Genomic DNA, 21,142 nt, shown 5'->3' with positions numbered 1-21,142 from the left:
TCAACCTCCTATTACTTTCTCAATGCTGACATAATGCTATTCGGATCATAACCAACAACCCACTGGCCGTTCACTTCCGTTTGTGGAACCCCTAATTGACCTGTTTTCTCTACAAGTTGCTGCATAATGGCAGGATTTGTTTCTACATTCACTTCACGATAGGAAATGTTTTGATCTGCTAAAAAGTTCTTTAACATCACACAATAACGACAACGATTAGATGTATAGACAGTAATCTGATTCATAGTTGATTCCTCCTATTTACTGAGACTATCTGTTGGATGAGTCCATTCACTCATGCCAGGTACGACATTAATCACTTTTTTAAATCCTGCATCGGTTAACTTTTGTGCGGCTAAATCACTACGGCTTCCAGTACGACACACAACATAAATATCTGCATCCTTGCTTAGTTCATTTAAACGATTCTCAAGCTCACCAAGTGGAATGGATTTTGTCCCAGGAATATGATTGAAAGCATATTCAGCTGATTCACGTACATCTAACACTAGAATATCTTCTTTGTTAGCTAACTTTGCTTGAAGTTCCTCGTTGTTTACAACATGTGGGTGTTTCTTCTCTTCTTTCTCTTCCCCAGTCGCCTTACGAAGATAATGTTTTAACACATCGCCCTCTTCAACCGTTCCTAAATATTGATGTCCAGTGCTCTGTGCCCACGCCTTAATATCAGCAGTTGATCCTTTATCTGTTGCTTGAATTTCTAATACTTTTCCTGGTTCGAGCCCATTCATCGCTTTTTTTGTACGAACGATTGGCATTGGACATGCTAATCCTTTTGCATCTACTAGTTGATCAAATTTAATAGTTTCCATAAATAGTCCTCCTTAGAATGAATACCTATATAGGTATAATAAACTTCAAAAAATTTTACTGAACGTTCCCTTCCCAGTTCATCATGCCTCCAACCATATTGGTAGCATGAAACCCGTGACTGGACAGAAACTCAGTGGCTCTTCCACTTCTAGCACCAGAGCGACAAACAATAATATATTCTTTCGTTTTGTCTAGTTCATGTAGACGAAATTCTAGTAATCCAAGCGGGATGTTTACACTCCCAGGTATATGCCCTGCTGCTACCTCATCCGTTTCACGAACATCAATAATATTGGGGTTAACGAGACGTTCTACTTCTTTAGGTGTGATTTCTTTCATAACTGATTTCCTCCTAACGTTAGTTCCAAGCGCTCATACCGCCTTTTACGTTTGTGATTTTTTGAAAGCCCATTTTCCTTAACACTTTTGTTGCTTTATTGCTGCGCATTCCACTCTGGCAAATAACTACAACTTCTTTCTCTTTTGATAACTGGCTTGCCTTCTGAGAAAGCTCATGAAGAGGAATATTTTTAAATGTGTTAATTTTATTTCTAGAAAACTCACCAGATGTTCTTACATCAATAAATTGAACATCTTTTCTCTTTAACTCTTTTTTAAGCTCACTCGCTGAAATTTGTTTTACACCTTTAACAGGCATGAACTTATTGATTAAAAAGAATGCTACTAGGCCAACAATTATTATATTAATGATTACGTCCACTTTGTACCCCCTTGGGTAAAACTTATTAAATAAATAAGTTCACATTTCCTTCTTCAGCATCTGCTAGATATGCAGCTACTCCCGCGTATTCTAATCCATCAATTAATTCATTTTGCTGCAGTCCTAAAAGGTCCATCGTCATCGTACATGCCACAAGTTTGACTCCTTGTTCTTTAGCCATATCAATTAGATCCGGTAAAGGCATTGCATTATGCTTCTTCATGACATGTTTAATCATTTTAGGACCCATACCAGCGAAGTTCATGTTTGAAAGTCCCATGTTATCTGCTCCTCGCGGCATCATTTTAGCAAACATTTTTTCCAAGAACCCTTTTTTTACTGTTACTTGTTCTTCTTTTCTAAATGCATTTAATCCCCAAAATGTTGAGAAGATTGTTACTTCATGATCATAAGCTGCAGCCCCGTTTGCGATAATAAAAGCTGCCATTGCTTTATCATAATCACCGCTAAATAAAATAATCGTTGTTTTCTTTTTGTCTGTCATGTTGCTCTCCCCTTTGTCATTTATATTTATCTATACCCTATCAGGTATGTTTCCGATTAAAAAAATTTAACCTAGCCTTTTTTAATCCAAAACTTTAAAACTCCATCTTCCTCTACATCTGTTAGTAATTCATGACCACCTGATTTTGCCCAGGCAGCTAAATCATTCTTGGCCCCTTTATCAGTCGCATGTATTTCTAAAATTTGCCCAGCTTCTAATTCGTTGATTGCCTTTTTAGTACGCACAATTGGCATTGGACAAGCTAACCCTTTTGCGTCTAGAACTTTATCTGCTTTCATATTGTTTCCTCCTAAATATCATTTATACATATACCCATACAGGTATTATATCTGATTAAAAAAAATTAGTCAACCTATTTCTTAGCTAATAACAACTTTCTTTACTTAACTAACCGAGTACCTATAGGGGTATATTAACTTATTTTTATTGCCGCTGTCAACCTTTTATATTTATCTTTTTACCTGCTTTTCACTAACAAGTTAACAGCTTCCTGGATGGATTTTTCTGTATCTTCCCCATTTTCGATCTGCTCTCTGACACAGTGCTCCAAATTGGTACTAACAACAACACCAATTGTCCGGTCTAGCGCATTTCTTGCTGCAGAAAGTTGAACAACGAGATCCTTACAATCCTTTCCTTCTTCCATCATTCTTAGGATAGCTTTCACTTGCCCCTCTATGCGTTTCACTCTATTTTTCATTTGATCAGTGTATTCCATGAATTTCCCTCCTATCTGTGCAAGCCATTTGCTTACTATAATATTTATCTTCTAAATAATATCCAGCTACTTTAACACCTTTACTTTTTAAAAAACGAGCGCTTATCGTTACATCTAATATATCTGAACCAATAATACAAACAGGTTTCCCTTCAAGATCAGGTAAATTCCTTTTTATATAAGGCAAAGGAATATTATAAGAACCGTTGATAGGCGTTTTATGAGCCTGAAGATAACCTCTTACATCGAGTAAAATCGTTTTTTCATCACTGAAATGGTCTATATCCATGCGCGCTAATCCAATCACTGGCACAAATCTTCTATATAAAATATTTGATCCTATTAATAATAGCACAATTATGAAGATGGTCATATCGTTAACCTAAGAAGTATCTAATTTGTTACTTCCCCTTCCCAAGCAAGCATTCCACCTTTTACATTAATTAAATTTTGATACCCAAAATCTTTAAGTTTATTTAAGGCTTGTAGGCTTCTATTCCCGCTTCTACATATAATCACAACGGTTTTATCAGCAGGAATTAGATGATAATTGCTTTCTAACTCACTAAGAGGAACATTAATCATTCCCTCTATATGGGACTCTTGAAATTCGTGAGGTTCTCGTACATCAACATAGAAAACGTCATCAGATGCATTCGTCATCATGTTGGCAAGTTGTTCTGTACTCACTTGTTCTACCCCTATTGTGGGAATTAACTTATAGCCAATAAAACCGATAATGAATACAAGCGGCAAAATATAGGAACTATATTTCTTCATTACCTTAACCCCCTTTGCTCTTTATATTTTATATATTATACCCCTTAGGGTATAAAGTCAAGGAGTGTTAACAAAAAAATAATAAATACCAAACAATACCAATATAGCGGTAATGATGAATGTCATATAGAAGATAATTTTATACGAAGAATGAAACGTTTGGCTATTTATAGCCTTTCGATTTCGGTAATAAACAAATGTAGCAAAAAAAAATGGTTAATAGCCCCATCAAAAGAGAAAATAAACTAATAAACATTGCAATTGTATTGTCTAAGAACTCATTCATTGGTGTATTAAAGTGTAGGGTTGTTGCTAAGAATCCTACTCCAATAATAGCAATGGCTGTTCTAATCCAAGCTAAATACGTTCTTTCATTTGCTAAGTGTTGTTGAATATATTTAGATTCATCGGATTGATTCATTTGGATAGACCTCCTAACTTGTAAAACAAGCCTCTTGCTACTAAGTTAGACTTTTCACAAGAGACTTTATATGCATCAAATGCTTTTATCGATAGCAAAAATCAGTCTTTTCTCGATATCCGCAGCTATTCCATTTAAATCTTCATCATTTACATACTGTATTAATGAAGTAGGTTTTGGCATTCCAATTTTCGTTTTTCCATTATCGTTATACACTACTATCTTACAAGGCAGGAAGTACCCAACCATTTTATTTCTATCTAATACTCGTTTCGCTTCTTGGGGGTTACATACTTCTAACACTTTATATGGATCGTTAAATTCCAATCCTTTTTCTTGTAACTTTGCTTGGATATCAAATTCCCACAAGACTCCAAATTGCTCTTCCATCAAATTTACTTTTAACTTCTCAATTGTTTCTTCCATTCCACTTACTGTATCGACAGTATAATCAAACATAATTTTCTCTCCTTTATGAGTTATTGGTACCAGTAAAAACAACGTATTACTTTTTGCATTGTTAACTTTTAAAAAAATAGACACCTTATTTAGAGAACAACTTTAAGAACCAATTAATTCTCAAGCGGAAACACCCTTTCCAATTCCCCTGACTCGACATGAAATAAACATCCTAAAACTTCTATATCAGTCCCGTATTCCTTATAAATAGGGTGCTCCATTAATCTTTCGACTTGTTTTAAAACATTTAGCTTCGTTAATTCATCCAATGAAACTGGTTCTATCTTCGTACTTTTATCAGGTAGACTAGCGCGAACTCTTGAAATCCAACCCTGGAGCTCCTGCTCATCGTTCTCTAACCAAGCGGCCTTTACGCCTCCGCAGTCGGTATGACCTTTAATGACAATCTTTTTTACCTTTAAGTGTTTCAACGCATAATATAGACTAGCCGAAAAGCTTTCATCTTCCGTTACCACTTGATTAGCAATATTTCGATGGACAAACATGTGTCCTAAAGGCATTTGCGTAATGACAGAAGGACTAACACGCGAATCACTGCAAGACAAGACAAAGAATTCTGGTGTTTGACCTTTTTTTAACTCATCAAAGAATGTTGGGTCTTGTTCTTTAATCCTTTGTATAAATTCTTCATTTTTCTTTCTTAATTCAAGTTCCTCCATCTTTGCTCCTCTCCTTCTGTTTGTTAATTGCATTAAGCGCGTGCTCAACCGATAAATGCCTTAAATTTTCCCCATATTTTTCATCCCAGTTCGCTTTCTTCAATAAATCCATCACAGGACCTTTAATTCCCGCGAAAAGAAATGCAATATCCCCTTTTCTACATGACTCCATTATTTCTTCTAATGAATGTATTGCTACAGCGTCTATGGAGTTCACACCTGAAAAATCTAAAATAATCCACTTCGTCTCAGGCTTTTCTCCTACACGCTCACATAGTTTATCTTCTAAAAAGGTCATATTCGCAAAGTATAATGAAGCATCGACACGGAAAATCATAACTTCTGGGTCTACTTTTGCTTCTGGGTAGCGTTTAATATTACGGAACACATTTTCTTCTTGTAAATACCCTAACTCTGCGACATGAGGATACGCACTCCGAACGATAAAAACAAGTAAGGAAAATACTACTCCAATTAATATCCCTTGCTCAATCCCAATTGTTAGCGTAGCTATGAAAGTAATTACCCACGTCCAACCATCCACACTTTTGATTTTAAATAAATGTTTTGCTTCTTTCACATCAATTAGACTGTATACAGCAACCATAATGATCGCTGCTAACACTGCATTAGGAAGATAGTAAAAGAAACCAGTGAAAAATAATAACGTTAGGATAATAAGAATAGCAGTTATTATCGTCGCAAGTGGTGTCTTTGCCCCAGCTTGATAATTCACAGCTGAACGGGAAAATCCTCCTGTTACGGGATATCCTGCAAAGAAAGAACCACCAATATTAGCAAGCCCCAACCCTACTAGCTCCTTATTTGGAACTACTTTATATTTTTCTTTAGCCGCTATTGCCTTTGCCATCGCAATCGACTCCATAAAACCGATAAAAGATATGGCTAGTGCGATAGGAAGAAGTGCCATAACAGCATCTAGTGTAAATACAGGTAGCGATAATGACGGCAGACCTTTTGGTACTTGACCAACAATTTTCACTCCTGCTTGCTGCAGCTGTAAAAAGTAGATTGTACTAATGCTTAGGACGACGACCACAAGCGGACCTGGAATTTTAGGTACAATCTTTCTTAATCCAATCAATATGAGAATACTAACCAATCCAATGGTTAATGTTATTGGATTTATTTCAGAAACCCTGCTTATCGACTCAAATATAATTTTAAATACATCTTTATCTGCTTCTAGTTTCACTCCTAGTAAATGCTTCAACTGACTTAATCCAATAATGATTGCGGCTGCAGAAGTAAAACCACTAATTACAGCATGAGATAAGAAGTTTACTAAGAAACCAAGTCTAAGCACTCCCATTAGAAACTGAATTATACCTATCATAAGCATTAAAAGTAACACTAACGAGATATACTCATCTGTTCCAGGTTCAGCAATCGTAGATACCCCTGCTAGTACTAATAATGACACCATTGCAACGGGACCAACTGCTAATTGTCTCGACGTTCCAAATAATGCATATATAAGAAGTGGAATAGTAGAAGCGTACAACCCAATAACCGGTGGTAATCCGGCTAACATTGCATATGCCATCCCTTGTGGAATAAGCATAATCGCAACGATTAACCCCGCTGACATATCTCCGCTTAAATCCGAGCGTTTATATTTTGGCATCCATTCCAATGCCGGAATTAACTTTTTAAACATAAGGTTCCTTCCTCTCTTTTAATTTATAGTATACATATACCCCTATACCTAATATACCCCTATACCTATTTTAGGTTTATTGAGTTAATTTGTCAATCATTTAAATTTTATGTATAGATCAGACCTAAGAGGAGATACATGTTATAGACAACTAGAGGCATTTAACAATGTCCCTTACTTTGTTTAAAATCCTACTATGAAGAGTTATCCTCATAGTAGGACGAGGGTTAAGACTTTTTAATATAAAAAGTAAACACACCATTTTCTTCTTTATCACTTAATAAATCATGCCCACCCGAACTTGCCCAAGCAACAAGGTCGTTTTTAGCTCCCTTATCGGTAGCCTGTATTTCCAACACTTCTCCAGACTGTAACTCATCTATTGCCTTTTTCGTCTTCACAATCGGCATTGGACACGCAAGACCTTTTGCATCTAAAACTTTCGTCACTTCCATCTTTTCATTCCTCCTTAACGTACTGCACAGCGATTTGGCCCAATCTCCATCTCCCGTTGTTCCTCAAGATCTGGATTGATCTTGCCCATATTCATCTCTCGAATTTCCTGATATGCGTTCGGCTGTGGCGGTAAATTTTCTGAAACGGTTTTTCTAAATTCATTTTCATCATTGATATTCAACCCATGATTTTCTTTATACAAATTGCCTAATTCTTCTGATACACTCCCATCTTTGTTCATTTCATTAATTCCCATGTAATGGGCAGGTAGCACAATCAGATTATCTGCTAATTGTTTGTACCGGTCATAAAGGGTTTGTCTAAGATCTGCTACCCAGTCTTCGGCTTTTCCCGCTAAATCAGGGCGGCCAATTGAATCGATAAATAAAATGTCTCCTGTTAACAGATATTGATCATCAACAATAAAGGACGTACTCCCTATCGTATGTCCAGGCGAATAAATAACTTTGATTAACACTTTCCCAACCTTGATCTCATTTCCATCTTCGAGCTTCGTATATGAATACGTTACCTCTTCAGCATCCTTTGGTGGTAAGTGATATTCAGCACCTACCTTTTCAGCTAACGTTCGTCCGCCGGAGATATGATCAGCATGAAGATGCGTATCTAACAGGTGAGTTAGCTTTAAGTTATGTTCGCTAACGAATTGTTCATAAGGTTCGATTATACGTGCTGCATCAATGATAGCTACTTCTGCATTTGATTCAACTAAATAGGATAAACACCCTTTACCAATTCGAACAAATTGATAAATAGTACCTCCACCTGTTAAATCACCTATTTTAATGGGCTCTAGATATTCACTCCACGCTTTCATTCCGCCTTCAATAGAATAAACATGATCATACCCAGCTTCTGCAATTTGTTCAGCGACAAATTCAGACGAACCTCCCTTTGCACAAATAACATAGATCGGCTGATCTTTAGGCAATTGATCCATAATCGGATCAAGACTGTCAATTAAATCAAAGTAAGGCTTATTAATAATATGGACGTTTTCCCCTTCAATTTTCCAATCGTCAAAATCACCTGTGTTTCTTACGTCTAAAATAAAAATTTGATCGCCATTAAGAATCTTTTTTGTTAACTCTTTAACATTGATTCCTTTAATCGCAGTTGTTGTCGTCATGGTTTCCCCTCCTATAGTTCTTTATTAAAATGTCAGGGTCACGTCAGCATCTTTTGCATACGTCAAAAATGTAACGGCACCACCAACATCAATTCCCTCAATAAAATGTTCCTTCTCTAAACTCATAACATCCATTGTCATTTGACAAGCAATCATTTTCACACCCATTTCTGTAGCCATCGAAACAAGTTCATCAACTGGTGGGACATTGTTTTTCTTAAAGCCTTCTTGGAAATGTTCTGCACCTGCAGGCATGGGAAGATTTTTATGTGCCTCTTTATGAATTAAATTTAATCCTTCAAAAGTGAAAAATATTTCAACTTCAGCATCTGTAGCAGCGGCTGCTGTTGCGATATTAAAAACTTTGTAAGCATCAAACATTCCATCATTTGCAGCAATAATTGCCATTTTCATTGATACTCTCTCCCTTTTTTAATGAAGTTTATTTGTTGGACCCGTCCATTCTTTCATACCAGGTACCACATTTCTCACATGATTAAATCCTTTTTCAGCAAGCTTTTGTGCTGCGAAATCACTTCTGCTGCCGGTTCGACACACGACATAAATCTCACCACTTTTATTTAATTCTTCAAAGCGTTCTTCAAGCTCTCCTAACGGAATATGATCAGCTCCCGGAATATGCCCAAAAGCGTATTCTGCAGATTCTCTCACATCTAAAATGGTGACTTTTTTATCCCCTTCTATTTTTTTAGAAAGTTCATCAAGCGTCACAACATAAGGATGTTTGGTTTCCGTTTTTTCTTCTTCTGGGCTTGCTTTTCGAAGGTAATGTTTTAACGTCTCTGCCTCTTCAATCGTTCCAAGGTATTGATTCCCCGTACTTTCAGCCCATGCTTTTATATCGGCGGTTGAACCTTTATCAGTCGCTTGTATTTCCATGACTTGACCAGGTTCAAGCGTATTCATTTCCTTTTTTGTTTTAACAATTGGCATCGGACATGCAAGCCCTTTTGCATCTAACGTTTTATTTACTGTTACTTCCAACTCCTTCACCTCCCTAACATCTTTTATTTTCTTTCTAAATCACCTTCCCAATCCAACATTCCACCTACCATATTCTTCACCTTATATCCTTTGCCTTTCAAAAATTCAGCAGCTCTGCCACTTCTGGCACTGGATCGACAAACTAAGATATGTTCTTTGCTTTTATCAATTTCACTAAGTCGATCCTCAAGCTCTCCAAGTGGGATATGGTGTATTCCGGGAATGGCTCCTTCTGCTATTTCATCATGTTCACGAACGTCAATGATGCTATCCAGCTTGCCTTCATTTATGCGATGTGATACTTCAGTTGGTGTAATTTCTTCAATCAGTGTATTTGTTGACATATTGTATATTTCCCCCTCTAAATGCAGATAAAAAAAGAGTGGTACATAGTTATCATTTCAAAAGGCAGACATTTTTACTTCTTCAGGTTCAAAAAGCACTTTGCTAAATTCAGTTCTTTAACCCAATAATTTAATTCCGCTTTTACTACCATTCCGCGAATAGCTTTTGTCATTTAATCGAAAGAGGTGCACTTACATGGGATTCCTTCCTCCAACTTCAAGAAGAGTGCAGTTAAACACACCAGTAAAAGTGAACGAAAAGATTGCACTAGAAACACAGCAAAGTATTGAAAGGTATCAATATGAGAACAAGGAAGATATAATGAGGCGACTTGATAAACTTGATCAAGAATGGGATACTGAACGAGTTTTAGAAGCTTCAGTAGCATCTTTCGTTCTCCTTGGAACCTTTCTAGGGCTTACGGCAACAGAAGGTGCATTTATTTTCAGGAGTGATTAGTTATTTTTTACTGCAACACTCTGTGCAGGGTTGGTGTCCTCCATTACCATTAGAGGGTTGGGTATTAGGACCCCTATTGAGATTAATGAGGAACGCATTGCGTTACAATCTCTTTTATAAATTAAATACTTATAAAAGACCTCAAACAATGTTTAAGGTCTTTTACGATAAATTAGAAACTATTATGTTTTTTTATAATCTTTTTAGAACCAGCTCAATTTTTTTAGTGCCGTATGAGTGTAATGTTTGTAGTAGACACTTTTTCATCTTGTACGCGTTATCTTCTGAAATTGTTTTTTCTTCATGGTTAATATAAACTCGTGCTAAATCTTCTTCAAACTCAACTAATTCTAAAGTAGCACTATCTGGAAACGGGTTAATTAATGGTTGTAAATCAGCTTCAAATAGCAAATTGATTGCTGTAATACGAGGGGTTTTCACTGGTGTTGGATTAGTAAAATCTATGTCTACCGCTTCTAGTGCGTCACCATTGAGTAAATAGATAGTGTAAGATTCTACACTCTTCTCTCTTTTGGCTCCGCTTGGTAAGGTTGTATAGTTTTTTTTAGTTTTAATGAGTTGTATTACCTCGTCTGTTTCCATAAATCCCTCAACCCGATTAACTTCTTTTCCATTTTTATCTCGAAACAACGTAGTAGGATTATTACTAATCCGTGCCTCATTCGTTAACTCAGGTTCTTGATCAATAAACACAATCGAAAATGTTTGCTCAGGTAACAAGGTAGTAACCTCTTCCAAAACATGCCTCATCGTTCTACCTAAGGGACAAGCTGACATCGTAAATAGAGTGAGATTAGTCACTTTCATCGGTTTCACTCCTCAATATTACTATTCTCTAATGGAAAACACCTTTTTTTGAAATTTCTGGGAACCTGGTATACGTAATGGTTTACTCCACCCTTCTTCATATACAGGTAATGCCGGATTACTATGCATCCAGTCGATCACCATCTCAAAATCTGTTTGTTCCCATTTACACACATTCTGTCCTTTTTTTAAAGATGAGTACTTATGGCCACCTTCAAACATCAACTGGTTCAAAACAACTTTATAGAATTGATCAAGGGAGATTGGTTGATTATTCACTCTTACATTTAGAACTAAGTTTTTCAACTTAGAGGAATATTGATAAACAAAAGCAAGTCCTGTTACTTGAATAAGACCACCAACTCGTTCTTCTACATCTGGATGAATTTGGTTTAAAATACTTTGTTCTAAAGCTGCTACAATATCTCTACCTTTTAATTGTACGGTATAAATAGATGAACGATGAAGTAGCAAGTTCGTTAATTGTTCGAGTGTGATAGGCCCAGGAGGGATCGTTACCCCAAACCCTATTCCGGGTAATATTGAGATATCACTAGTTGTCTTAGTACGTAGAATATTGCCAAAGAACGTTTCAGCAGGCGATTCTCGCTTATAATTACGAATCATAGGAGATGTAATTCTTCCGACATCCTGCTCTAGTCGATCTTTGTGCTCAAACCGCATTTCATTTATCATTCTTTGTATATTTACATTCGGTTGAAAGTTCTCAGGGATAATAGGGATAATACTTCCTTCTGCTCCTACTAATGAGCTACGATTAAATTGCAACCTTAGTACCCCAAGTCCAGTATAGTATGGTGTAGACTGAGAAATGATGACACCATTTCTTATCTCCTTTGGAATGGGTTCATGAGAATGCCCTCCTACAATTACATCAATTCCTTCTATGTTTTCTGCCATCTTTCTATCTAAATCTGATCCTAAATGCGACAATATAATTACGCAGTTAACCCCCCTATTTTTTAATCGATTAATGTCCGACTGTATTGTTTCTAAACTAAACGTGTATTTAGCGCCACTTGTATTCTTTTTTGATGTTGTTTCGGGTGTTAAATGATAAGTCAGACCGTAGATACCTATTTTAAAACCATTGATCTCTTTCACCATATAAGGATTGCCTAATAAAGGTGCTTCTGTTTCCTCTTCTAATAAATTAGCTGCTAACATTGGAAAGTTCGCTTCATTTGCTCTTTGTTTTAAAACCTCTATTCCATAATCTACATCATGGTTTCCTGGTGTCATTGCATCATACCCTAATTGGTTCATCAATTTAATGTAAAAACTGCCTTTTGTTATGTTCGCAATTTCACTATCACAGAATACATCTCCTGCTTCAAGTAGAAGTACATGATCATTTTCTTGCCGAATACGATTAACTGCTTCAGCTAAATAGGCGAAACCACCTAACTTTTTATATAGAGGAAATGAGTGACACAAGCGCAATTGAGAAGAAATGTCTAAACTAGATATTTCAATAGGTAATAAATGTCCATGACTATCATTTGTATGAAGTAATGTGAGTGTCCACTCGTCTTTTTTTTGCTCCTTATAACTCATTGACAGCCTCCTAAAAAAACAACTTTATCCATAAAACGTTCTATCATTTTCAATTGGTAACATAAACCAAAAGGTATGAACATTTTGACTCGTTTTTAGGCCTACTTCTCCGTTATGAATTTTGATAATCTCTTTGACAATCGATAGTCCTAACCCAGACCCTCCTAAATTACGATTCCGTGAAAGGTCAGCTCGATAAAAACGTTCAAAAGGTTGGTTCTGATCTTCAACTGGAATAGGTAGCCCTTCATTTTTCACTTGAACTTGATAGCCTTTTTCACTCATAAAACCTATAATCTCCATCCATCCCCCCTTATCATAATTGAGGACGTTTTCAATTAAATTTGTTAAGACCTGTTTCAAGGCCTCTTTCTCAGCGTTTAACTGTTTATCTTCTACGCTAACCTTGATTTGGATCGATTGTTTCTGAAGTTCTAAGCGAAACATTTCAACTTGGCTTTCAATAAGAAGACGAATAGATAAGCACTCATAATTTACAGAGCTGCCATATTCATTTTCCCAAATATTAAGTTGTTGCAATTGTTCAACAAGACTTGTAAGCCTCATCGATTCTTCGAAAAGAGAATCGTATAGCTCTTGATTTCCACTTATTACTCCCGATCTTAATGCCTCTAAATAGCCATTGATATTGGTTAAAGGAGTTCTTAACTCATGAGCAACATCTTGAGTCATTTTCTCACGAGAATCCTCTACTTTTTTTATTTTTCTTATCATTTCATTAAAGTGCCTTGTTAATTGACCGATTTCATCAGAGTTTTTGTTATAAATAATCGCTGGATCGTTCCCTTTTGCAATCTTTTTTATCGCCTCCGTTAAAGTACTTAGTGGATATAATAACAAACGAATAAAATAAAAATGAACGACCGCAGCAATGAATATGGAGAGAATAACAGCGTAAACGAGGTAAGAATCCAATTGATTTGTAAAAGCTAACCTTTGTTCAGCTGAAAGAGAATTTTCTTTTTCAATTAAATAGCAAGCAAAATCTTTTACAGATACACCAACAATCCAAATGACCAGTCCGACAACGATACTATTTATCACCGTTAGCTTTAACATAAGGTTCATTTTTAACATTCTTTTTACGATTTGTTTAAAAGGCAACAAACTGATACCCCATGCCTCGAACTGTTTTAATACAATCTGGAGCGTCTACTTGCTCTAGTTTTTCCCTAAGATTTCGGATATGGACATCAATTGTCCGATTCGTAATATCTTTCTCAACATTTGGATAAAGTTCCTCGATCAACTGTTCTCTTGATAGAATTTGATTCGGGTGCTTCATGAACATGTATAGTAATTTGCTTTCATTATTTGTTAAAGAAAGTTTCGTTCCATTAAAATTCACTTCTCCTTTTAAAGGCTTCACTGTGATCCCTTGAAAACTAATTTTATTACAACGATTCTCTGTTCGACGCAGCACCGTTTCGACGCGAGCAACAAGTTCATTTGGACTAAATGGCTTTGTTATATAGTCATCCGCCCCCATTCTGAGTCCATTAATCCGATCTTTTTCTTCCACCTTGGCTGTAACCATGATAATCGGACTATCACTTTTCTTCTCTGTCCTAATCCATTTACAAACCTCTTCTCCACTGACTTCAGGAAGCATTAAATCAATGATCGTAAAACACGGATCGTACCGCTCAAACATGTCTATGCCTTGTTTGCCGTCTCCCGCCTCCCACACATCATAACCTTCTTTTTCAAGATAGATCTTAATTAATTGTCTTATTTTATGATCATCTTCTACAATTAAAATAGATTTGCCCTTAGTGTTCACTCCGAACCTCCACATCTCGTATTAATTAATATTGTTTATCATTGTCTCCATCATTTCATAAGACATGGGCCCAATCACTTTATTTTGAACGAACCCCTCAGTATCAATGACATAAGTTGTTGGTATAGAATAAGCTTGATACATCGCTCCGATATCACCATCGACATCTAATACAACTGGAAATGTCAATTGAAATTCCTCATACACAAAAGGCCTTACCGCATCTTTATTTCGCTCTTGAGTTGTTAAATTAACTGCCAATATTATAACTCCATCATTCTTATGTTTCTCATAGTAGTCTTGCATATGGGGCATTTCAGCTCGACATGGCGGGCACCAAGTTGCCCATAAGTTTAGGATTACTTTTTCCCCTCTAAAGTCTGATAACTTCAATGGCTCTCCTTCTAATGTTTCTAATTCAAAGTCCGGTGCCAAATTTCCTTGGTTTAATCCTACTTCAACATCTACTACAGTCGTTTCACTGTTCAGTTCATTCCCACTTTCTCCACGTAAATCCATTAAACCCCATCCTATTAGCCCAACTAAAAGGAGGATCACAATCAAATTCTTTTGTTTTTTCATCTTTTATTTTCCTTCCCTTAACCAAAATAGGTGAAAGTTGCAAGCCAAGCACTAATCCTTTGAAATTGACCTGTAAATAGAAGCAAACCTAAACCGATTAAAATCCAACCATTAACTACACTCAATTTAGGTAAGATTGAATTAATATTCCTTACAACTTTCAATGAATAGGTCACAAGTATTGATACCATTAAAAATGGTATCCCCAATCCTAATGAGTACACTGACAATAAAATCACACCACTACTTACTGTTTCGTGCGAGGCTGCTAATAATAAAATAGAGGATAAAACAACACCTACACATGGACTCCATCCAAATGCAAAAGCCATTCCAATTAAAAAGGAAGGTCCTGCACCTGCCCTTTTAGATTGCATATGTATTCTTTTTTCCCTCATAAGGAATTTGAGTTGTAAAAGGCCTACCATTTGAAGTCCAAAGATGATAATAAGGAGTCCGCTTATTTTTTCAACAATGTTTCTATTTTCCATAAACATTTGACCTATGAAACTTGCGGATACTCCTAAAAGGACGAAGATGATACTAAATCCCAAAATAAAGCTTATTGATCTAGTAAATACTAGTTTCTTATTTACATTGACCTTATCAGAGACTGTAGAACCTGTTAACGTAGCAATGTAAGCAGGAAGTAACGGAAATACACAGGGTGATAAGAAAGAAAGCAGTCCTGCAGTAAAGGCTACTAAAATGGATAAATTATCGATTCTTCTCACCCCTTTTCCATTTCTGTACTATTAGCATAAGTAGAGCTAACAAAATAAAACCAATTTGGAGATTTGTGAACCCAAAAATAACTGGTTTTATTTGAGTCAAATAACCTAAAAAGATTTGACCTAGACTATAAATTAATAAGCTGTTGGATAATTCTTTTCCAAGATCTACTTCCTTATTCTTCGACATGACAAATAGTAGCCATCCAGCTAAAAAAATTTGACCAGAGTAGTAAAAATAATTTGTATGGAATAAATAAATAAAATAAGTTGCGCTCCCTGCAAGCCAACCACTGAAAGTAAGATTCACATACGTTACTATTCCTATGCTCTGCTTAGTAGATTGAAAGTAAATATAAATGAAGCAAATTAGAATTCCTAACAACATTCCTTTTTGACCACCATCAAAATAAAGAATCCCCAGTGGATAGGCAAAAGCATGAACCGGATTGAATAATACATAACTTAGTTTCCAAACAATAAAGCCATAAAATAACGCATTAAATACCGTATCTAATAATGGTTTCTTGTCTAAATTTAATCGACTTAAACGAATGTTCATTGCTAGATAGGCTACTACTAGTGCACCCCCAATAAAGATCCATTTGATAGGCAAACGTATCGAACCAATAATTAAAAACTCCTCCATAATGCTCCTCCTTTATCTTCAGTTATACTTTGTGAATATTAAGAAACGTTTAAGAAGTAAATAAAACAAAAAAAGTGCATTTTCATATGCACTTCCCCATGACTCTTTAGCTAAATAAAGTACGATCCATAATTAACAATATCCCCTAAAAAATTGAGAGTACAGTACCCATAATACTATAGATAATAAATATAGCTCCTACCAGGAACCAAAGATAAACAGCTGGTCATATTGGAGGCGATATTTTAGCCTTTTTACCATCTGTTGTCCGTTTATTCATTCCTCACTAGTTAGTTGAACAACTTTTTTCTTCATTCTTCATATGATGCACACTCCCTCTACTAAATAATACCCTAACAGGTACATTATTAGGGTATGTAATCAACTAGAATTACAATTGTTTCACATATTTGATGAATTAAAAAGCCGATTTCTACGTTAGGTGTTATAGCGTACTTTACGTTGAAAATAGTTTGATTCCCAATCTCCTGCCTCTAATTTTAATAGTGACTTTTAAATCACCGCTAATCGTTAGCTTATATAGGTTAATCTGAATCTATTCTCAAACATCAGACTCTTCTCTTCTTTTTCCCGTCCTTCTAGACCAAATCACCACAGGAATCAGTAATAAAGACAATCCGCCTCCAGCTATTGACAATATTGTATAACTCGTATTAGCTACAATCATTCCAGACATAGCTCCACCAGAAGCACCTGTTAATGCTATGATAACATCCACTGTCCCTTGAATCTTAGCACGTTGTGATGAAGCAGTTGAATCAACAACCTAAGCTGTCCCACTTATCAATCCAAAGTTCCACCCTACTCCTAGTAAGGAAAGAGCTATGATTAAGACAAGAATAGAATCACTTGGTGCAAAAGCTGCCAACAAACCTGCTAATAGTAACGTGACTTCAGCAGCAATAGCCATCGCAGTTCGACCAACCTTATCCACAAGTACATCTGTAACCAATGAAGGAGGATACATCGACCCAATATGATTTCCAATAACAAGACCAATTGCGCCAAGTCCATGACCATGATGAGCCATATGAATAGGTGTCATCGTCATAATAGTTACTCTATTTCAGTTTATTAAATGTCGTATTACAAGAAAGTCCGTTGACTCTGGAACTTTTCAAGAGACAACGGACCTTTCTCATAAAACTTTTATCACGTTACCTTTTCTTGCATTCTTTTTCTTAAAATGATGATTAAATAGCACAATAAACAATTAATAATTACCGGGAAGATGGCCATGTCAATTTGTGCAAATATCATTAAAATATCTATTCCATTATCAAAGAGAATATTTGAATATTCCGGAAATTCAGAAGATAATTGAAACATTTCTAAGAATAAATGCCATACTAACACTATCACCACAAATATTATTCCTATAAATTGAATTGCTCTTTCAACAATTTTCAACTCACCTTGATAACATAAAAATGCCCACGTTACCAAAAGAGTTACAATGTAGATAATATAATCATAACCTCTTAAAATTTCAGTCTCTGAAAGAAAGATCATTGCAAATAATGGAACAATGACCATCCATGCTAATGATATTCTTAAACTTTGATAAGCTTTAATAGTAAAAACCCACAACGCTGCTAGTATTAAAGCTACCCATAACCAAATGATTATTTCGTTAACAAATCCAATATTACCGAAGATAACGCTTAAAATCAGAGTAATAATGAAAAGTAGACCTAGCCTTCTAACTTCTATACTTCGATTTTTAATATCTAACCAAATAAAGGTTGAAACAGATAATGTAGCAACTGGAGTAACTAAAATCTTGAATATTTCATAATACTGAGATAAAAACAAAAATACTACAGTTAACGCAAGAAACAGACCTAAAAACACCTTTTCTGTATAGTTCACTGAATTCCCCCTCACCTTTATTAGACATGTCCTTCTAATCAATATGCCTTGTACCATTTCCTTATACCTAAATTTTTACATTATTAGTATTTAAAATAAGTCTATATCACTAAGGAGTTCACTAAATTTTGTTGATTTCTTAATGTTTTGGTCTGTTGATACTTACTGTTGAACAGTATTTAGTCGAATACGAAAGACGATTGCTTTTAAAGTAATCGTCTTTCGAGGGTTATTCTATAACCAATATATTTGCTGCGCACAGATAATATTTTATGATCTTTAAACCTAACTTAGTTAATCCTTTACATCGTCCTTGCATATTTCACTAACTAGCTGCCACAACGCGTTGGTTTCTTTATTTTTTGGTCCAAGCCTATCACAAAGCTCCTCTACTTTGTTCCTAAACTCTTCCGACACACCATCATCTTGTTCTGCCATGTGGACAACTCCTTTTTTCTGAAAAAGCGACTTTGCTTCTTGAACACTCGCTCTTCTTTAGTCAAAAAACTACTTACAATATGTATTTTATGAAACAGTTTGTTTTGGTGATATTTATTATCTCTTTTTTATTTATCCCATATACAATAGAAGCATGACTAGTTTTCTTGTAAATCCTCATGATACGGAAAGTGAAAATGACCAAATCACGTGGATTGGGTCATTTTTTGTCTTTTAAATTAATCATAAACCCACTAATCTATTATAGTTAAAAACTTTTTTTAGAAGCTCCTCCATGATTTCATCGATTAAAATTTTTAGTTCTTTCCTAAAAACTGTGTAGGGAATTCTTTGTTCTACAATAGTTTCAGAAGGATATATACCTTCTTCTAGGAGTTTCTCAACAATCGGAATTACATCATACTTAATTTGATTTAGTTTTATTTCTTTTTGTCTAAGAAAGTGTGCCTTCCTCTTTGAAGTTATTTCTTCACACAAATCCTTTGCATGTCTATAGAGAATATAAGTACTATACTTAGATAATTTTATTGCTTGAGCCATACTTAAGGGAGGAATTTGTTCTGAATCTAATATTGTTTGAAGTTCTTTTCTAACTTCCTCAGGTGAAACATTATAATAGCTGTGCTGTCTATTTTCGAGATTATCAATTGCCGACAAATGTTACTTTTATCAATCGGCTTAAAATGAATTAAATCTACAATTGACGTTTGAAAGGTAAGCGTAAAATAATCCCCACCTATTTATAGATGGGGACTTATTATATGCTTTATTTAGATTTATTTGGAACGCTGCATTCCTCTGGGAGTGTTGATGACCAGGGTAAGAATTGTGCCAGTTGGTCTTTATCTGTCGTATCCACATTAGGGAGCTCCTCAAATAGATAGCTGAGATAATTGAAAGGGTTTAATCCGTTTTCTTTAGCTGTCTCTACCACGCTATAAATGATCGCACTAGAATGTGCGCCCATCGCGGTATTACTGAAAAGCCAGTTTTTCCGGCCAATAATAAAAGGCTTGATAGACCGCTCTGCACGGTTGTTATCGATCTCCAAACGCCCATCCTCTAAGAACGCTACTAAACGTTCCCACTGGTTACGACAATATTTGATCGCTTTGCCAAGTGCACTTTTGGGCAACACTCGTGGAGTTTGTTCACGAAGCCATGCCGAAAAAGCATCTAGCACTGGCTGGCTGAGTTCTAGACGTGTATGATAACGTTCCTTCGGACTTTTGTCCTTTATATCACGTTCAATTTCAAAGAGTTTATTACAATAGGCTAAGCCTTCCTTTGCTTTTACGGCAGTCGTATCTGCCGATTCAGGCAATGCTCGCAAAGCTTCCGTGAAGTTTCGACGTGCATGCGCCCAGCACCCAACCAGCGTTACACCAGAAATACTGTTGTAGCCTGCATATCCGTCTACATTCAAATAACCGTGAAAGTCGGCTAGGAATCGTTGTGGATGCTTGCTTGCACGCGTTTGCTGGTAGTCATAAAGCACGATAGGGGTGCTTTCTCCTCCAGTACGATACAGCCAAATGTACGACGTTGATTTGGCTGGTCGATCTGGTTCAGAAAGAACTTGTAAAGTTGTTTCATCCGCATGTAAAATATCGTGCTTCATCAGATGTGCATACATCTCATCGTATAAGAGCTGAAGCCAGGTGTTAGCACCGTAAATAACCCAGTTTGCCAAGGTTTGGCGTGGAATGGAAACACCAAAGCGTTCTAGGTGTTTCTCTTGACGATACAGTGGCATGCCTTCCACATATTTTTGTGTCATGGTATAAGCCATCGCGGATGGAGAGGCCAAGCTGCCTGGAAAAACAGGTTCTGGCATCTTCGCTGTAACGATGGGTGTTTCAAGTTCATGGCGTTCACAATGGCGGCAGCTATAAACATGGCGTACGTGCTCAACGACCTTCACTTGAGCAGGAATAACCTTTAATTCTTTGCGCACTTCCGTGCTCATGTCATGTAACTCACCGCCGCAACACGAACAGACCTGTTCCTCATCGGATAGACAATATTCAATCGTCTCGGTAGGCAGGTTTTCAAGCTTTTGTTCGCGCTGACCACGCTGCTTCTTACGCTTATATGCCACTGTTTCGATAGTCGGTTCTTCAACGGTCGAATCAGCCGTATCTTCAGCTTCATTGAAAAGTGAGATCTGGTCTGGGTTGGTTTTCTCACTAGAAGAGCCAAACCTCTGTTGTTGACTAAGGCGAAATTGTTCCTCATACCATTTAAGCTTGGTCTCTAATGCCTCTTTTTCCAGCTCCAGCTTTTCATTTTGCGCTTTATAATATTCAATTGATTCTTTTGATGTATGCGCTGTATTTTCCATAAAATAAGTATACGAAAAAGAACCCGACTTGACTAGTCG

At 36.2% G+C, this 21,142-nt stretch carries 30 protein-coding genes and 1 pseudogene; 1 reads left to right on the top strand and 30 read right to left on the bottom strand.

Translation table 11 applies throughout. The features are described from left to right. Positions 1–11: 11 nt before the first annotated feature. The 18 genes from O1A01_RS03350 to O1A01_RS03265 all read right to left on the bottom strand — a co-directional run bounded on the left by O1A01_RS03350 (position 12) and on the right by O1A01_RS03265 (position 9,775). Entirely contained in the window at positions 12–245 is a 234-nt protein-coding gene (locus O1A01_RS03350; RefSeq protein ID WP_066413797.1) for a glutaredoxin family protein, read from the bottom strand. 12 nt (positions 246–257) lie between these two features. Further along, positions 258–833: a sulfurtransferase TusA family protein gene (locus tag O1A01_RS03345; protein WP_270065549.1), complete on the bottom strand. Its 576-nt coding sequence runs from the start codon at positions 831–833 to the stop codon at positions 258–260. A gap of 55 nt (positions 834–888) precedes the next feature. Beyond that, a complete protein-coding gene (locus tag O1A01_RS03340) occupies positions 889–1,173 on the bottom strand; it encodes a rhodanese-like domain-containing protein (protein ID WP_004427588.1) in 285 nt (94 codons plus the stop codon). A 19-nt stretch (positions 1,174–1,192) separates the two neighbouring features. After that, positions 1,193–1,492, bottom strand: coding sequence for a rhodanese-like domain-containing protein (locus O1A01_RS03335; protein WP_425319496.1), 300 nt, complete (start codon positions 1,490–1,492; stop codon positions 1,193–1,195). Positions 1,493–1,580: 88 nt separating this feature from the next. Beyond that, positions 1,581–2,060, bottom strand: a complete 480-nt coding sequence (locus O1A01_RS03330; RefSeq protein WP_066413803.1) for a DsrE/DsrF/DrsH-like family protein — start codon at positions 2,058–2,060, stop codon at positions 1,581–1,583. A gap of 71 nt (positions 2,061–2,131) precedes the next feature. Beyond that, positions 2,132–2,359 (bottom strand): sulfurtransferase TusA family protein, encoded by a 228-nt coding sequence (locus tag O1A01_RS03325; protein ID WP_066413806.1) that lies wholly within the window; start codon positions 2,357–2,359, stop codon positions 2,132–2,134. 179 nt (positions 2,360–2,538) lie between these two features. Then, positions 2,539–2,799 (bottom strand): metal-sensitive transcriptional regulator, encoded by a 261-nt coding sequence (locus O1A01_RS03320; protein ID WP_066413813.1) that lies wholly within the window; start codon positions 2,797–2,799, stop codon positions 2,539–2,541. Further along, entirely contained in the window at positions 2,786–3,106 is a 321-nt protein-coding gene (locus O1A01_RS03315; RefSeq protein WP_157076614.1) for a rhodanese-like domain-containing protein, read from the bottom strand. Before O1A01_RS03315 ends, O1A01_RS03320 begins: the two co-directional genes overlap by 14 nt. 86 nt (positions 3,107–3,192) lie before the next feature. Continuing rightward, the gene (locus O1A01_RS03310; RefSeq protein ID WP_066413822.1) at positions 3,193–3,579 is read right to left on the bottom strand and encodes a rhodanese-like domain-containing protein; all 387 of its coding nucleotides are present in this window, start codon (positions 3,577–3,579) and stop codon (positions 3,193–3,195) included. A 163-nt stretch (positions 3,580–3,742) separates the two neighbouring features. Next, a complete protein-coding gene (locus tag O1A01_RS03305) occupies positions 3,743–4,000 on the bottom strand; it encodes a YidH family protein (RefSeq protein WP_333482924.1) in 258 nt (85 codons plus the stop codon). 75 nt (positions 4,001–4,075) lie between these two features. After that, entirely contained in the window at positions 4,076–4,459 is a 384-nt protein-coding gene (locus O1A01_RS03300) for a DUF302 domain-containing protein (protein WP_066413825.1), read from the bottom strand. A gap of 113 nt (positions 4,460–4,572) precedes the next feature. Continuing rightward, positions 4,573–5,139, bottom strand: a complete 567-nt coding sequence (locus O1A01_RS03295) for a carbonic anhydrase (protein WP_066413828.1) — start codon at positions 5,137–5,139, stop codon at positions 4,573–4,575. After that, complete coding sequence (locus O1A01_RS03290; RefSeq protein WP_066413831.1) at positions 5,126–6,820, bottom strand: SulP family inorganic anion transporter; 1,695 nt, start codon at positions 6,818–6,820, stop codon at positions 5,126–5,128. The genes O1A01_RS03295 and O1A01_RS03290 overlap by 14 nt, the downstream gene beginning before the upstream one ends. A 227-nt stretch (positions 6,821–7,047) precedes the next feature. Beyond that, positions 7,048–7,275: a sulfurtransferase TusA family protein gene (locus O1A01_RS03285; RefSeq protein WP_066413834.1), complete on the bottom strand. Its 228-nt coding sequence runs from the start codon at positions 7,273–7,275 to the stop codon at positions 7,048–7,050. A 14-nt stretch (positions 7,276–7,289) separates the two neighbouring features. Next, positions 7,290–8,426, bottom strand: coding sequence for an MBL fold metallo-hydrolase (locus O1A01_RS03280; RefSeq protein ID WP_270065548.1), 1,137 nt, complete (start codon positions 8,424–8,426; stop codon positions 7,290–7,292). A 24-nt stretch (positions 8,427–8,450) separates the two neighbouring features. Next, the gene (locus O1A01_RS03275) at positions 8,451–8,840 is read right to left on the bottom strand and encodes a DsrE/DsrF/DrsH-like family protein (RefSeq protein WP_270065547.1); all 390 of its coding nucleotides are present in this window, start codon (positions 8,838–8,840) and stop codon (positions 8,451–8,453) included. An 18-nt stretch (positions 8,841–8,858) separates the two neighbouring features. After that, positions 8,859–9,431, bottom strand: coding sequence for a sulfurtransferase TusA family protein (locus O1A01_RS03270; protein ID WP_066413843.1), 573 nt, complete (start codon positions 9,429–9,431; stop codon positions 8,859–8,861). 23 nt (positions 9,432–9,454) lie between these two features. Next, positions 9,455–9,775, bottom strand: coding sequence for a rhodanese-like domain-containing protein (locus O1A01_RS03265; protein ID WP_066413845.1), 321 nt, complete (start codon positions 9,773–9,775; stop codon positions 9,455–9,457). 196 nt (positions 9,776–9,971) lie between these two features. Between O1A01_RS03265 and O1A01_RS03260 the strand changes: the two genes are divergently transcribed. Further along, complete coding sequence (locus O1A01_RS03260; protein WP_235858087.1) at positions 9,972–10,235, top strand: hypothetical protein; 264 nt, start codon at positions 9,972–9,974, stop codon at positions 10,233–10,235. 192 nt (positions 10,236–10,427) lie between these two features. Here the strand turns inward: O1A01_RS03260 and O1A01_RS03255 are convergent, their stop codons facing one another. From O1A01_RS03255 to tnpC, 12 genes and pseudogenes are all read right to left on the bottom strand, one after another. Continuing rightward, entirely contained in the window at positions 10,428–11,063 is a 636-nt protein-coding gene (locus tag O1A01_RS03255) for a thioredoxin family protein (protein WP_066413848.1), read from the bottom strand. 21 nt (positions 11,064–11,084) lie between these two features. After that, entirely contained in the window at positions 11,085–12,641 is a 1,557-nt protein-coding gene (locus O1A01_RS03250) for a bifunctional metallophosphatase/5'-nucleotidase (protein ID WP_270065546.1), read from the bottom strand. A 24-nt stretch (positions 12,642–12,665) separates the two neighbouring features. Beyond that, positions 12,666–13,766 carry a sensor histidine kinase gene (locus O1A01_RS03245; protein ID WP_066413853.1) on the bottom strand — a complete coding sequence of 367 codons (1,101 nt, stop codon included), beginning with the start codon at positions 13,764–13,766 and terminating at the stop codon, positions 12,666–12,668. After that, on the bottom strand, positions 13,756–14,445 hold the full coding sequence (locus O1A01_RS03240; protein WP_174522359.1) for a response regulator transcription factor: 690 nt from the start codon (positions 14,443–14,445) through the stop codon (positions 13,756–13,758). The genes O1A01_RS03245 and O1A01_RS03240 overlap by 11 nt, the downstream gene beginning before the upstream one ends. 21 nt (positions 14,446–14,466) lie before the next feature. Next, positions 14,467–15,027 carry a peroxiredoxin family protein gene (locus O1A01_RS03235; RefSeq protein WP_270065545.1) on the bottom strand — a complete coding sequence of 187 codons (561 nt, stop codon included), beginning with the start codon at positions 15,025–15,027 and terminating at the stop codon, positions 14,467–14,469. A gap of 17 nt (positions 15,028–15,044) precedes the next feature. Beyond that, positions 15,045–15,761 carry a cytochrome c biogenesis CcdA family protein gene (locus O1A01_RS03230; protein ID WP_084380292.1) on the bottom strand — a complete coding sequence of 239 codons (717 nt, stop codon included), beginning with the start codon at positions 15,759–15,761 and terminating at the stop codon, positions 15,045–15,047. Next, positions 15,745–16,407, bottom strand: a complete 663-nt coding sequence (locus tag O1A01_RS03225) for a hypothetical protein (protein ID WP_066413860.1) — start codon at positions 16,405–16,407, stop codon at positions 15,745–15,747. Before O1A01_RS03225 ends, O1A01_RS03230 begins: the two co-directional genes overlap by 17 nt. Positions 16,408–16,969: 562 nt before the next feature. Continuing rightward, positions 16,970–17,488 (bottom strand): annotated as a pseudogene (locus O1A01_RS03220) (MFS transporter); the annotation flags it as partial. Between the two features lie 92 nt (positions 17,489–17,580). Then, complete coding sequence (locus tag O1A01_RS03215) at positions 17,581–18,300, bottom strand: hypothetical protein (protein ID WP_066413862.1); 720 nt, start codon at positions 18,298–18,300, stop codon at positions 17,581–17,583. A 294-nt stretch (positions 18,301–18,594) separates the two neighbouring features. Continuing rightward, complete coding sequence (locus tag O1A01_RS03210; RefSeq protein WP_157076616.1) at positions 18,595–18,738, bottom strand: hypothetical protein; 144 nt, start codon at positions 18,736–18,738, stop codon at positions 18,595–18,597. Positions 18,739–18,981: 243 nt separating this feature from the next. Further along, a complete protein-coding gene (locus tag O1A01_RS03205; RefSeq protein WP_066413869.1) occupies positions 18,982–19,416 on the bottom strand; it encodes a hypothetical protein in 435 nt (144 codons plus the stop codon). Positions 19,417–19,525: 109 nt separating this feature from the next. After that, complete coding sequence (gene tnpC, locus O1A01_RS03200) at positions 19,526–21,103, bottom strand: IS66 family transposase (RefSeq protein WP_066413871.1); 1,578 nt, start codon at positions 21,101–21,103, stop codon at positions 19,526–19,528. Between the last annotated feature and the right edge of the window lie 39 nt (positions 21,104–21,142).

It is taken from the genome of Sutcliffiella sp. NC1, assembly GCF_027594365.1.
GTDB lineage: Bacteria > Bacillota > Bacilli > Bacillales > Bacillaceae_I > Sutcliffiella > Sutcliffiella cohnii.
Note: the sequence above shows the minus strand (reverse complement) of the source record. Positions and strands in the feature narration are given on the sequence as shown.

Coding starts and splice junctions, on each gene's coding strand:
- O1A01_RS03350 (WP_066413797.1), bottom strand. CDS start 245: ATGAATCAGATTACTGTCTATACATCTAATCGTTGTCGTTATTGTGTG.
- O1A01_RS03345 (WP_270065549.1), bottom strand. CDS start 833: ATGGAAACTATTAAATTTGATCAACTAGTAGATGCAAAAGGATTAGCA.
- O1A01_RS03340 (WP_004427588.1), bottom strand. CDS start 1,173: ATGAAAGAAATCACACCTAAAGAAGTAGAACGTCTCGTTAACCCCAAT.
- O1A01_RS03335 (WP_425319496.1), bottom strand. CDS start 1,492: ATGCCTGTTAAAGGTGTAAAACAAATTTCAGCGAGTGAGCTTAAAAAA.
- O1A01_RS03330 (WP_066413803.1), bottom strand. CDS start 2,060: ATGACAGACAAAAAGAAAACAACGATTATTTTATTTAGCGGTGATTAT.
- O1A01_RS03325 (WP_066413806.1), bottom strand. CDS start 2,359: ATGAAAGCAGATAAAGTTCTAGACGCAAAAGGGTTAGCTTGTCCAATG.
- O1A01_RS03320 (WP_066413813.1), bottom strand. CDS start 2,799: ATGGAATACACTGATCAAATGAAAAATAGAGTGAAACGCATAGAGGGG.
- O1A01_RS03310 (WP_066413822.1), bottom strand. CDS start 3,579: ATGAAGAAATATAGTTCCTATATTTTGCCGCTTGTATTCATTATCGGT.
- O1A01_RS03305 (WP_333482924.1), bottom strand. CDS start 4,000: ATGAATCAATCCGATGAATCTAAATATATTCAACAACACTTAGCAAAT.
- O1A01_RS03300 (WP_066413825.1), bottom strand. CDS start 4,459: ATGTTTGATTATACTGTCGATACAGTAAGTGGAATGGAAGAAACAATT.
- O1A01_RS03295 (WP_066413828.1), bottom strand. CDS start 5,139: ATGGAGGAACTTGAATTAAGAAAGAAAAATGAAGAATTTATACAAAGG.
- O1A01_RS03290 (WP_066413831.1), bottom strand. CDS start 6,820: ATGTTTAAAAAGTTAATTCCGGCATTGGAATGGATGCCAAAATATAAA.
- O1A01_RS03285 (WP_066413834.1), bottom strand. CDS start 7,275: ATGGAAGTGACGAAAGTTTTAGATGCAAAAGGTCTTGCGTGTCCAATG.
- O1A01_RS03280 (WP_270065548.1), bottom strand. CDS start 8,426: ATGACGACAACAACTGCGATTAAAGGAATCAATGTTAAAGAGTTAACA.
- O1A01_RS03275 (WP_270065547.1), bottom strand. CDS start 8,840: ATGAAAATGGCAATTATTGCTGCAAATGATGGAATGTTTGATGCTTAC.
- O1A01_RS03265 (WP_066413845.1), bottom strand. CDS start 9,775: ATGTCAACAAATACACTGATTGAAGAAATTACACCAACTGAAGTATCA.
- O1A01_RS03260 (WP_235858087.1), top strand. CDS start 9,972: ATGGGATTCCTTCCTCCAACTTCAAGAAGAGTGCAGTTAAACACACCA.
- O1A01_RS03255 (WP_066413848.1), bottom strand. CDS start 11,063: ATGAAAGTGACTAATCTCACTCTATTTACGATGTCAGCTTGTCCCTTA.
- O1A01_RS03250 (WP_270065546.1), bottom strand. CDS start 12,641: ATGAGTTATAAGGAGCAAAAAAAAGACGAGTGGACACTCACATTACTT.
- O1A01_RS03235 (WP_270065545.1), bottom strand. CDS start 15,027: ATGAAAAAACAAAAGAATTTGATTGTGATCCTCCTTTTAGTTGGGCTA.
- O1A01_RS03225 (WP_066413860.1), bottom strand. CDS start 16,407: ATGGAGGAGTTTTTAATTATTGGTTCGATACGTTTGCCTATCAAATGG.
- O1A01_RS03210 (WP_157076616.1), bottom strand. CDS start 18,738: ATGGCAGAACAAGATGATGGTGTGTCGGAAGAGTTTAGGAACAAAGTA.
- tnpC (WP_066413871.1), bottom strand. CDS start 21,103: ATGGAAAATACAGCGCATACATCAAAAGAATCAATTGAATATTATAAA.